Below are 12,287 nucleotides of genomic sequence, written 5' to 3' on the forward strand. Positions count from 1 at the left end.
CGGCGCTTCGAAACAAATCGTCCCGCCCAGCTTGCATCGGACCCCTGCGACCATTATGTTGATAGTCACAACAAATCAACGACGATGCTGAGAAGGCGAATCCCATGGCCAACGCCCCCACCCGCGACGACAAGTTCTCCTTCGGCCTCTGGACCGTCGGTTACAACGGCACCGATCCGTTCGGCGGCCCCACGCGGCATCCGATCGATGTCGTGCACGTCGTCGAGAAGCTCGACGAACTCGGCGCCTACGGCCTCACCTTCCACGACGACGACCTGTTCGCCTTCGGGTCGACGGATGCCGCGCGCCAGACCCAGATCGACCGGCTGAAGGGTGCCCTCGACGCTACCGGCATCATCGTGCCGATGGTGACCACCAACCTGTTCAGCGCCCCCGTCTTCAAAGACGGCGGATTCACCTCGAACGATCGCGACGTGCGCCGTTTCGCGCTGCGCAAGGTGCTGCGCAACATCGACCTCGCCGCCGAGCTCGGCGCGAAGACCTTCGTGATGTGGGGCGGGCGCGAAGGCGCCGAGTACGACGCCGCGAAAGACATCCGCCAGGCGCTCGAACGGTACCGCGAGGCCGTCAACCTGCTCGGTGACTACGTCACCGACAAGGGCTATGACATCCGCTTCGCGATCGAGCCGAAGCCCAACGAGCCCCGCGGCGACATCCTGCTGCCGACGCTCGGCCACGCGCTCGCGTTCATCGAGACGCTCGAGCGCCCCGAGCTCGTTGGCATCAACCCCGAGGTCGGCCACGAGCAGATGGCGGGCCTCAACTTCGCCGCCGGCATCGCGCAGGCGCTCTACCAGGGCAAGCTCTTCCACATCGATCTCAACGGCCAGCGCGGCATCAAGTACGACCAAGACCTCGTGTTCGGCCACGGCGACCTCTACAACGCGTTCGCCCTCGTCGACCTGCTCGAGAACGGCGGCCCCGAGGGCGGCCCGACGTACGACGGCCCCCGCCACTTCGACTACAAGCCGTCACGCACCGAAGACGAGACCGGCGTCTGGGACTCGGCGGCTGCGAACATGGCCAACTACCTCATCCTCAAGGAGCGGGCGGCGGCATTCCGCGCCGACCCCGAGGTGCAGCAGGCGCTCGAGGCCGCCAAGGTGAACGAGCTCGCACAGCCCACCCTGCGCGACGGCGAGAGCTACGACGACCTCATCGCCGACCGATCGGCGTTCGAGGACTTCGACGCAGACTCCTACCTCGGCGGCCACGGTTTCGGCTTCGTGCGGCTGCAGCAGCTGGCCACCGAGCACCTCCTCGGCGCGCGCTGACCATGCGCGGCCGCCGCCTCGTCGCCCGCCCACCCCGCCCACCCCGCCCTGCAGTAATTCAGGAGCGGAGGCGTGTCGCGCCCGGCTGGGCCGGCGCGTCGCGGCGACACGCCGGGTGCGCTCCTGAATTGCTGCACGCTTCGACGGTTGAGCAGGCAAGGGCAGGGGCCGCGTCCCGAGCGGGCGCCGCGTCCCGAGCGGGCGCCGCGTCCCGGGCGGGCGCATGACGCTCGTCGCAGGGATCGACTCGTCGACGCAGGCTTGCAAGGTCGTGATCCGGGATGCCGCGACCGGGGCGCTCGTGCGTTCCGGCCGCGCGCCCCACCCCGGCGGCACCGAGGTCGACCCCGCCGCCTGGTGGGGAGCCATGCTCTCGGCGTTCGCCGACGCGGGCGGACTCGACGGCGTCGAGGCGATCTCGATCGCAGGCCAGCAGCACGGCATGGTCGTGCTCGACGCCGAGGGCCGAGTCATCCGCGACGCGCTGCTGTGGAACGACACCCGGTCGGCGCAGGCGGCGCGTGACCTGATCGACGAGGTCGGTGCCGCCGAGTACGCGCGTCGCACCGGGGTCGTTCCGGTCGCGTCGTTCACCGCGACGAAACTTCGCTGGCTTCGAGATGCCGAACCGGATGCCGCGGCGCGCGTCGCGGCGGTGGCACTCCCCCACGACTGGCTCACGTGGCGGCTGCGCGGCTACGGGCCGTCGGATGAGTCGCCGCTCGGTCCGGTGCTCGACGAGCTCACGACCGACCGTTCCGACGCGAGCGGCACGGCGTACTGGGGCCCGAGCGGCTACGACCGCGAGCTGTTCGTGCGCGCGCTCGGTCACGACGCCGTGCTCCCGCGCGTGCTCGAACCGCATGAGGGGGCCGGGCGCACGCCCGACGGCATCGTGGTCGGGGCGGGTGCGGGCGACAATGCCGCCGCCGCACTCGGCCTCGCCGCGGCATCCGGAGATGTCATCGTCTCGATCGGCACGAGCGGCACGGTGTTCGCGGTGACGGATGCCGCCATCGCCGACGCCTCGGGCACGGTGGCGGGTTTCGCCGACGCGACGGGGCGGCGCCTGCCCCTCATCGCGACGCTCAATGCCGCCCGCGTGCTCGACGCGACGGCCGGCCTGCTCGGGGTCGACCACGCCGAACTCGGGCGCCTCGCGCTCACGGCTGAGCCAGGGGCATCCGGAGCCGTGCTCGTGCCGTACTTCGAGGGCGAGCGCACCCCCAACCGCCCCGACGCCACCGCATCGTTCTCGGGCCTCACGCTCGCCAACACGAACCGCCCGGCGATCGCCCGAGCCGCCATCGAGGGGCTGCTCTGCGGTCTGGCCGACGGCCTCGACGCCGTTCGGGCGCAGGGGGTCGAGGCATGCCGCGTGCTGCTCATCGGCGGGGCGGCGCAGAACCCGGCCGTGCGACGCGTCGCCGCGCAGGTCTTCGACGTGCCCGTCGTGGTTCCCGCACCCGGGGAGTACGTCGCCGACGGCGCCGCCCGGCAGGCGAGCTGGGCCCTCACCGGCGAGCACCCTGCATGGCCGCTCGACCTCGACGAGGAACTCGCACCCGACACCCGACCCGTGATCCGCGAGCAGTACGCCGCCCGCGCCCACCCCTGATCCGACCCGAGTCGCCCAACTCTGGACGGAATCGGGCAACTCGGTTGAAAGCCCCACCACGCACCACCACACGCGCCACCACGCACCACACACCACGCACCACGCACCACGCATGATCCGTTCGAGTTCGACTGCGCAAAGGAGCGCCATGAATCTCAACCCGACACTCAAGAAGATCGCCATCGGCACATTGGCGGCGGGGCTGCTCGTGCCGCTCTTGACCACGACGTCGCCCGCCGCCGCGGCGGAGGTGACGCTCGTCGCGACGGACTTCGAAGACGGCACGGTCGGCGCCTGGGAGCCGAGTGGGGGCGTCTCACTCACCGTCGTCGACGACGATGGCGGCAAGGTGCTCCGCATCGGCGGCCGCGCAAACGACTACGAAGGCATCCAGTCGCCGGCGGGTCTCTTCGACGCCCTCGCGCCCGGCGACGTCGTCAACCTCTCGATGCGCGCGAAGCTCGCCGACGATGCAGCGGGGGCGGCGGATATCCGCTTCGTGATGAAGCCCTCCTACGCCTGGATCGGCAACACGAGCATGACCTCCGGCGGGTGGTCGACGGTCACCGGCACGTTCACGGTACCGGCCGACGCCGACGTGAGCGCGCTGCAGGTCTACCTCGGCACCGGTGCTCTCGGCACGGCGGCGAGCTACGACTACCTCGTCGACGATCTGCTCATCTCGGCGGCGACCGCGGGCGGCGGTTCACCGGGCACGGAGATCGACAAACTGACGACCGGATTCGAGGAGGGCCTCGACGGCTGGGCCGCACGATCCGACGCCAGCGGCGCAGCATCCGTCGCAGTCACGGCCGCGGCGGCGCACAGCGGCACGCAGTCCGCGCTCGTCTCGGGGCGGGTATCCCAGGGGCAGGGAATCGGACACGATGTGACCGGCGTGCTCGTCGAGGGTCGCAGCTACGAACTCTCGGCCTGGGTGAAGTTCGGTGAGGGCCAGCCCGCCGACGACGTGTGGTTGAGCATCGCGCGCACCGTCGACGAGTCGACCTCGTACTCGACCCTCGGCCAGTTCACGGGCATGTCGAACAGCGAGTGGGTGCAGGTCAGCCAGACGTTCCAGATGGGGGCGGCCGATTCCGCGCTGCTCTACTTCGAGACGGACTACAACGGCGGTAACACCTCTGATCTGCTCATCGACGACATCGTCGTGCGGGAGCCGGGCGAGGCCGAAGTGCAAGACCTGCTGCCGATCAAGGACACCGCCGATTTCGCCGTGGGAGCTGCGATCGACAGCCGGGAGACGTCGGGCGCGGCATCCGAACTGCTGCTGAAGCACTTCGACCAGGTGACGGCTGAGAACTTCATGAAGCCCGAAGCCTGGTACGACGAGAACCAGCAGTTCACGCCTCATGCCGAAGCCGACGCGCTCATGGGGTTCGCGCAGGCGAACGACGTCGCCGTGTACGGCCACACGCTCGTCTGGCACAGCCAGACGCCGGCGTGGTTCTTCCAGAACGCGGCGGGCGAACCGCTCACGACGAGCGCCGACGACCAGCAGGTGCTGCGCGACCGCATGCGCACCCACATCTTCAGCGTCGCCGAACACCTCAGCGACACGTACGGCGCGTTCGGCGGGGACACCAACCCGCTGTACGCGTTCGACGTGGTCAACGAGGTCGTCTCCGACGGCGGCGAGTTCGACGACGGACTGCGGCGCAGCGAATGGTTCCGCGTGCTGGGCGAGTCCTACATCGACCTCGCCTTCCAGTACGCCGACGAGGCGTTCAACGAGGTCTACGCCGCGCCAGACGCCGAGCGGCCGGTGACGCTCTTCATCAATGACTACAACACCGAGCAGTCGGGCAAACGAGACCGTTACCACGCACTCGTCGAACGGCTGCTGGCGCGCGGAGTGCCGGTCGACGGGGTGGGGCACCAGTTCCACCTGAGTCTCGCGAGCCCGATCGCGTCGCTCGAGCAGGCGATCGTCGCCTTCGAGGGCATGGGCCTGCGCCAGGCGGTCACGGAGCTCGACGTCACGACGGGCACACCGGTGACCCAGGCGCGCCTCATCGAGCAGGGCTACTACTACCGCGATGCGTTCCGGATCTTCCGGGAGCACGCCGACGAGCTGTTCTCGGTGAGCGTGTGGGGCCTGACCGACGGTCGCAGCTGGCGCAACGACTCGGGTGCACCGCTGCTCTTCGACGACGGGTTGCAGGCCAAGCCCGCCTACTTCGGTGTCGTCGACGGCGAGCTGCCGGCGCAGCTGCGCACGGCGAACGTGTTCCGCGGCGACGTGGCCCTCGACGCCGGCGCCACCGACGCGCTCGCCTGGCAGCAGTTGCCGCAGCATCCGATCGGCTCGGCATCATCGTTCCAGCTGCGCTGGGAGACCGATCACCTCACCGCGTACGTCGACGTGCACGACCCGACGACGGATGCCGCCGACGGCGTCGAATTCGCCTGGGGCGACGCAACAGCCGGGGTGTCGCGTGATGGCGCGGCTTCCGACGGCGACGACCCGGCTGTCGAAGCCGTCGCCACGCCGACCGCTGACGGTTACCGCCTCGTGGCGCACCTGCCACTCGAGGCCGCCGCCGAAGGCAGCACACTGCCGTTCGACGTGCGCGTCGTCGACGGTGACACGACCACCGGCTGGAATTCGCCCGGCGCGGTCGGCACCCTGACGCTCCTCGAACCGCTCTCGACGCTCGAAGTGACCGAAGCCTCGACGGCGCCTGTCGTCGACGGCACGATCGACGAAGTCTGGGCCGGCGCCGGCACGGTCGCCACCGAGAAGCAGGTGGAGGGCACCGACGGCGCGAGCGCGCAGGTGCGCACCCTCTGGCAAGGCGACACGCTCTACGTGCTCGCCGAGGTGGCCGACCCCGTGGTCGACGTCTCGGGTTCCGACCCGTGGGTGCAGGACTCCGTCGAGCTCTACGTCGATGCCGGCAATGCGAAGAACGGCGGCTACCGCGCCGACGACACGCAGATCCGCATCAGCGCCGAGAATGCCGTCTCGTTCGGCACGGGCGACGAGGCCGCGCAAGACGCCCGCGTCGACAGCGCCACCACGATCGTCGACGGCGGCTACCTCGTGGAGGCATCGATCAGCCTGCTCGAGGCCGGCGGCGCCGGCACCTTCCACGGGCTCGACTTCCAGGTGAACGACGCGGCCGCCGGGGCGCGCACGAGCATCCGCAACTGGGCCGACCCGTCGGGTACCGGGTACCAGTCGACGGCGCGCTGGGGCGTCGGGCGGCTCGTCGCCGCTCCCGTGCTCGACCCGGCGATCGAACTCGAGTCGGGCAAGGTGCGCGCGGGCGACACCGTGAGCGTCGCACTCAGTGGGTTCGCTCCCGGCTCGGTGGTCTCGCTCGTACTCGAGAGCGCCGGTCACGGCAAGCACGACACCGGAGTGCTGCTCGCAACCGTCACGACTGATGCCACGGGTGCCGCGGCATCCGACGTCACGGTGCCCGCATCGACGAAACCGGGCAGGCGCCTGCTGACGGCAGTCGTCGGCGAGACGCAGGTGGCCTCGGCGGACATCGTCGTGCAGCCGGGCAAGTCCGAGTGCAAACGCCACGACAAGAAGCACAACCACGACAAGAAGCACGACGACAAGAAGCACGACGACCGAGGTTCGGGTCACGGCCGGCACGACGATCGGGGCACGGGCCGAGGATGACGCTCGAGCACCGCATCACCGAGGCGCAGGTCACCCTGACCTGCGCCTCGGGCGCGCCCCTCGCAGACACCGACGTCACCGTCGAACAGACCGGCCACGCCTTCGGCTTCGGCAACATCGGCTTCGAACTCGTCGACCATGCCAACGGCGAGGGCGACGCGGCATCCGCTCGCCTCGCCGAACACTGGCTCGCCCTCTTCAACACGGCGACGCTGCCGTTCTACTGGGAGCAATTCGAGCCCGAGCGGGGCCGGCCCCGCACCGCGCGGCTGCGAGCGGCCGCCGAATGGTTCTCGGCACGGGATGTCGCGGTGAAGGGGCATCCGCTCGCCTGGCACACGCTCGCACCCGACTGGCTGCTGCCGTTGTCGCTCGACGAGGTGGAGGCGACGCTGCGCGAGCGCATCCGCCGCGAGGTGGGCGACTTCGCGGGCCTCATCGACACGTGGGACGCGATCAACGAGGTCGTCATCATGCCCGTCTTCGGGCAGGAGGACAACGGGCTCACCCGGCTCGCGCGGGCGCGGGGGCGCATCCCCGTGATTCGGCTCGCGTTCGAGGAAGCACGCGCGGCCAACCCCTCGGCGACGCTGCTGTTGAACGACTTCGACCTCTCGAGCGCGTACGAGTGTCTCATCGAGGGCGTGCTCGAAGCCGGCATCCGCATCGACGCGATCGGCTTGCAGACGCACATGCACCAGGGCTACTGGGGCGAAGACGAGATGCTCGCCATGGTCGACCGCTTCGCGCGCTACGGACTGCCGTTGCACCTGACCGAGACCTCGCTCGTCTCGGGTGAGCTCATGCCGGCGCACATCGTCGATCTCAACGACTGGCAGGTGCCGTCGTGGCCGTCGACGGCCGAGGGCGAGACACGGCAGGCCGACGAGCTCACTCGGCACTACCGCTCGCTCGTCGGGCACTCGGCGGTCGAGGCGATCAACTATTGGGGCATCACCGACCGCGGCGCCTGGCTCGGCGCTCCGATCGGACTGTTGCGGGCCGACGGCACGCCGAAACCCTCGTACGACGCGCTGCACGCCCTCGTGAAAGGCGAGTGGTGGCTGGCGCCGACGACGATGCGCACGGATGCCGCGGGGCGCGTCGTCGTACGCGGGTTCCGGGGCAGCTACCGGGTGAGCTGGGCCGGCGGCGAGCAGCCGGTCATGCTCGACGGCCGCTGATCCTGCTGCCGGGTCAGCCGCTGAGCCGGCCGCTGATCCGGCCGCTGATCCGGCCGCTGAGTCAGCCCGCCCACTCACACACCTCATGCGCATAGCATGGGAGGCGAGACGTCGCCTCGATGACGGCGCCCCGATCTACGAGTGAGGGAGCGATGATGTCCGAATCGAACCGACCCGCTGAGCCGCAGTCGCCCGACGAGCCGAACCTGCCCGCCGATCAGGCCGAACCGACCGACGAGACCATGCCCACCGACGACCTCGAGGGCAGCTACACCGAGGTCGACGGCGAAGCACCGCACAAGCGAACGGTGGCCGGCGAGTACACGCGAACCGACGGCGTTGCCGACGACGAGTCTTCCGTCGGTGATTACACCTCGACCGAGGAGCACCCCGACACGCACGATCCGGCCGAGCGCCACGGAAAGTTCGTGCGCGCCGAACCCGCCAAGCCTCATCCGGGGCTGCACCACACCTGACCCCGCGAGCGTCGCTCAGCGCACGGCATCGCCCGCCGCGCCGCCGGCGAGTGCTGCGCCGGCGGCTTCGAGCCACCTGACCGGTTCCGCCATCGCGGCGGGCGCGCCACCTGCGAGGTCCGCCAGGGCGACGGATGCCGCGAATCCTCGCGGCTCGGCCGTGATCGCCCCGGCGACGAGCGCCACCGGCGCGCCCGCCGCCGCGGCCAGGCGGGCCACCTCGCTCGGCGCCTTGCCCGCCTCGGACTGACCGTCGAATCGTCCCTCGCCGGTGATCACGAGGGCGGCGCCGGCCAGGTCGTGAGTGAGCCCGATGGCATCGGCGACGCGCGCAGCGCCGCCGCCCATCTCGGCGCCCCAGGCGAGAAAGCCGAAACCGGCTCCGCCCGCAGCGCCGGCGCCCGGGGCCTCGGGCGAGACGACCGGAACGAGTCGGGCGAGCCGCGCGAGGTTGCCGTCGAGCACCTCGACCGTCGCGGCATCCGCCCCCTTCTGCGGTCCGAACACCGCTGCGGCCCCTGCCCTGCCGAGGAGCGGATTGGTGACGTCGCCGAGGATCACCGCACCGCCGTCTGGCAGCGGCCGCAGACCCGAGAGGTCGACGCGCGCGATCGTGCCGAGACCGCGATTGCCGAGCCGCACCGGGCGCCGGTCTGCGTCGAGGAAGCGGGCACCGAGCACGGAGAGCGCGCCGACTCCGCCGTCGGTGGAGGCGCTGCCGCCGAGCGCGAGCAGCAGGCGGGCGACACCGTGGTCGAGTGCTGCGGCGATCGCCTCGCCGAAGCCCGCGGAGTGCGCGTCGAGCGGCGCGAGCGGATCGAGGAGCGTGATGCCCGAGGTCGCGGCGAGCTCGACGACTCCGGTGCCGTCGGGCAGCAGCAGCCAGTGCGTTTCGACGGGCGCAGAGACCGGTCCGCGCACCGAGATCGGCATTCGCCGCGCACCCGGCACGGCGATCTCGAACGCGTCGAGAGTGCCTTCGCCGCCATCGGCCATGGGTCGCAGCACGATTACGTCGCCGACCCGAACCGCATGCCAGCCGCGTGCGAGGGCGGCCGCGGCATCCGCGGCGCTGACCGTGCCCTTGAAGGAGTCGGGTGCGATGACGACGCGGCTCACGGCACGTTCGCCGTCGGGCCCGGCACTCCGGCGAGCCAGGCGAGCGAGCGCGCGAGCAGCTCGCGGTGGCCGACCGAGTCGTAGGAGCGCACGTCGTGCCCGAGCGCGTCGTAGACGAGCCTCGATCGGCCGATCTCGCGCGCCCAGACGAGCGGGTGCCGGGTGCCCTCGTGCTCGTGCTCGGCGATCGGCTCGATCACGTCGAGGAGCCGGAAGTCGGTGTACCGCTCGTCGAACACGTCGAAATCGGCGAGCCCGTCGACGATCGCATGGTTGCCGACGATGTGCACCCGGGCGTCGCCGATCGGCGGATGCCACGAGTGGTCCCGCACCCAGCGCGCGCCGAGCGCGTGCTCGTACGCGGGGTAGTCGCGCAGGCTCGCGGCGGCCGAATGCACGGCGAGGATGCCGATGCCTCGGTCGAGAGCCGCGTCGAGGGCGGCGTTCGCCGCAGCAAGCACGGAGGTGTCAGGTGCGTCCGGCCCTTCGGGTGCGTCCGGTGCCTCCGGTGCGGCCGGAGCGGCCAGCGCGCCCGGTGCGTCCGGCAGGCTTGGCGTGTCGGATGTCGCCGCGGGACTCGGCCCCTCGGGGTCGCCGGCGTTCACGACGATGAGGTCGACGTCGACCCCCAGGCTCGCCAATGCGGCATCGATGTCGTCGGTGGTGGTCACCGTGTAACCGGCCGATTCGACGAGTTCCGCAAGCCGCGGACTCGTCTCGGCGTAGGCATGCCACGGGTCGGCGTAGCGTCTGGAACCGGTCAGGATGAGGGCGTGCATGGCGCCTCCTCGCGTTTCGGGCATCGTATCGCGGGGCATCCGGTCACGCATGCTGCTGCAGCAGCACCCAGTCGAATGGCGCGAGCGTGACCTGTTCGACGTGCTCCCCTGTGACGGCGTCGACACCGGCCATGGCGAATGTGACCGGGGGCTCGCCCGAGCCGTGGTGGATGAGCGTGAGCAGCGAGCCGCGGCGAGCCGCCTCGACGTGGTCGGGCAGGCCTGCGACGACCGGCTCGACGCCGGCATCGGCGAGCACGTGGTCGATCACCGCGAGGGCGCCGGCCTCGTCGGGCACGGTCGCGAGGTACCGGGCGACTCCGCTGCCGGCTCGGCGAGCCGTGAGCGCCGGATGCCCCGCGCGGCGGCCGCTCGTGAACGAGGCCTCGATCGTGGCATCCGTCGCTTCGATCTCTTCCGCGACGAGCGTGCCGAGCTGTTCGCCCGAGCCGAGGTCGGCCCCACCGCCCTCGCTCGCGAAGCGCGCCTCGCGCTCTCCGGGGGCGGTGCTGCCGGGTGCGACGAGCGCGCCGAAGTCTTCGAGGCGGATGCCGCAGAGCTCGCCGAGCTGCGTGAGGTACCCGCCTGCTCGGAACCGGTCGTGCTCGTCGACGATGTCGGTGAACGGGCCGGCGAGGAGGTGCCCGCCGCCCTCGACGAAAGCGGTGAGCGCGGCGGCCCCGGGCTCGCGCAGGAGGTAGAGCAGCGGTGCGATCGCGAGCGAATAGCGGCCGTCGACGCGCTCGGGCGGCACGATGTCGACCTGCACGTGGCGCCGGTGCAGGGCGCGGTACCAGCGCTGCACGACCTCGAGGTAGTCGAGCTCGTTCAGTGGATGGTCGGAGGCCTCGACGGCCCACCAGTTCTCCCAGTCGAAGACGAGTGCGACGCGGGCCTCGGACTCGTCGGCCGGGGCCGTCGGCAGGGCGCCACGACTGCCGAGCGCGCCCAGCTTGCGGCCGAGTTCGGTGACCTCGCGCCACGTGCGGGTCTCGGTGCCCGCGTGCGGCAGCATCGCCGAGTGGAATTTCTCAGCGCCCGCGCGGGACTGCCGCCACTGGAAGAACAGGATGCCGTCGGCTCCGCGACCGATCGCCTGCGCACTGAGGGCGGCCATCTGGCCGGGCGCCTTGGGCGCGTTCGTCGGGCGCCAGTTGAGCGCGTTCGTGGCCTGCTCCATGAGGATCCACGGCACTCCGGGCTTCAGCGAGCGCACGAGGTCGCGCTGGAACGCCGCGGTGCGGTACGACTCGGGGTCGTTCGGGTCGGGGTACGCATCGTCGCTGATGAGGTCGAGGTGAGGCGCCCACTGCTCGTAGTTCGCGGGTTTGAACGCACCCATGAAGTTCGTCGTGATCGGCTGGGTCGCGCCGGCGGCGCGGATGATCTCGCGCTCCATGAGGTAGCACTCGAGCAGCATGTCGCTCGTGAACCGGCGGTAGTCGAGCAGCTGGCCGGGGTTATGACTGTAGGGCGCCTTGCGGGGCGGGAAGATCTCGTCGAACGACTGGTACCGCTGCGACCAGAAGTTCGTGCCCCATGTCTCGTTGAGGGCGTCGACGGCGCCGTAGCGGTCGGCCAGCCAGCGGCGGAATGCGTCGCGCGCGGCATCCGAGAAGTCCATGTTCAGGTGGCAGCCGTACTCGTTGTTGACGTGCCACATGACGACGGCCGGATGCCCCGCATACCTCTCGGCGATCGCGGTGACGAGTTCACCGGCGAGGCGTCGGTACACGGGCGAGGAGGGCGCGAACTGCTGCCGGCTGCCCGGCCAGTACGTGGCGCCGTTCTCATCCTGCGGCAGCAGCTCCGGGTAATTCGCGGAAGCCCACGGCGGCGGTGAGGCGGTTGCGGTCGCGAGGTCGACGGCGATGCCGCCCTCGTGCAGCAGCGCGATCACGCGGTCGAGCCACTCGAAGTCGAACTCGCCCTCGCGCGGCTGGATGCGCGACCACGAGAAGATGCCGAGGCTCACCATGGTGACGCCGGCCTCGCGCATGCGCGCGACGTCGTCGGGCCAGATCTCTTCAGGCCACTGCTCGGGGTTGTAGTCGGCGCCGTAGTGCACGGGTGATTCCTCCAAGATCGCGGGCATTCGGAAAACGCATTCCCAGCTTAGGGGTGAAGCGCACCCGCGACGTGGGCAACGCGTGGGCAA

8 protein-coding genes are annotated in these 12,287 nt (G+C 70.6%); 5 read left to right on the forward strand and 3 right to left on the reverse strand.

What is annotated here, in order from left to right:
• Nucleotides 1–104 precede the first annotated feature (104 nt).
• From xylA to AC1C2S_RS02950, 5 genes are all read left to right on the forward strand, one after another.
• Nucleotides 105–1,295 carry a xylose isomerase gene (gene xylA / locus AC1C2S_RS02930; RefSeq protein ID WP_495351037.1) on the forward strand — a complete coding sequence of 397 codons (1,191 nt, stop codon included), beginning with the start codon at nucleotides 105–107 and terminating at the stop codon, nucleotides 1,293–1,295.
• A 223-nt stretch (nucleotides 1,296–1,518) separates the two neighbouring features.
• Entirely contained in the window at nucleotides 1,519–2,913 is a 1,395-nt protein-coding gene (gene xylB, locus AC1C2S_RS02935) for a xylulokinase (RefSeq protein ID WP_495351038.1), read from the forward strand.
• Between the two features lie 148 nt (nucleotides 2,914–3,061).
• Nucleotides 3,062–6,571, forward strand: a complete 3,510-nt coding sequence (locus AC1C2S_RS02940) for an endo-1,4-beta-xylanase (protein ID WP_495351039.1) — start codon at nucleotides 3,062–3,064, stop codon at nucleotides 6,569–6,571.
• Nucleotides 6,568–7,755: an endo-1,4-beta-xylanase gene (locus AC1C2S_RS02945; RefSeq protein WP_495351040.1), complete on the forward strand. Its 1,188-nt coding sequence runs from the start codon at nucleotides 6,568–6,570 to the stop codon at nucleotides 7,753–7,755. Before AC1C2S_RS02940 ends, AC1C2S_RS02945 begins: the two co-directional genes overlap by 4 nt.
• Nucleotides 7,756–7,910: 155 nt before the next feature.
• Nucleotides 7,911–8,231: a hypothetical protein gene (locus AC1C2S_RS02950; RefSeq protein ID WP_495351041.1), complete on the forward strand. Its 321-nt coding sequence runs from the start codon at nucleotides 7,911–7,913 to the stop codon at nucleotides 8,229–8,231.
• A gap of 15 nt (nucleotides 8,232–8,246) precedes the next feature.
• On the opposite strand, the gene AC1C2S_RS02955 is transcribed toward AC1C2S_RS02950, so the two are convergent.
• From AC1C2S_RS02955 to AC1C2S_RS02965, 3 genes are read right to left on the reverse strand one after another with little or no spacing between them, the layout of a single operon-like run.
• A complete protein-coding gene (locus AC1C2S_RS02955; RefSeq protein ID WP_495351042.1) occupies nucleotides 8,247–9,350 on the reverse strand; it encodes a glycerate kinase in 1,104 nt (367 codons plus the stop codon).
• On the reverse strand, nucleotides 9,347–10,129 hold the full coding sequence (locus tag AC1C2S_RS02960) for a ThuA domain-containing protein (RefSeq protein ID WP_495351043.1): 783 nt from the start codon (nucleotides 10,127–10,129) through the stop codon (nucleotides 9,347–9,349). Before AC1C2S_RS02960 ends, AC1C2S_RS02955 begins: the two co-directional genes overlap by 4 nt.
• A 43-nt stretch (nucleotides 10,130–10,172) precedes the next feature.
• Complete coding sequence (locus AC1C2S_RS02965) at nucleotides 10,173–12,224, reverse strand: beta-galactosidase (RefSeq protein WP_495351044.1); 2,052 nt, start codon at nucleotides 12,222–12,224, stop codon at nucleotides 10,173–10,175.
• Nucleotides 12,225–12,287 lie beyond the last annotated feature (63 nt).

The sequence above is a fragment of the Agromyces sp. Y782 genome (genome assembly GCF_059445405.1).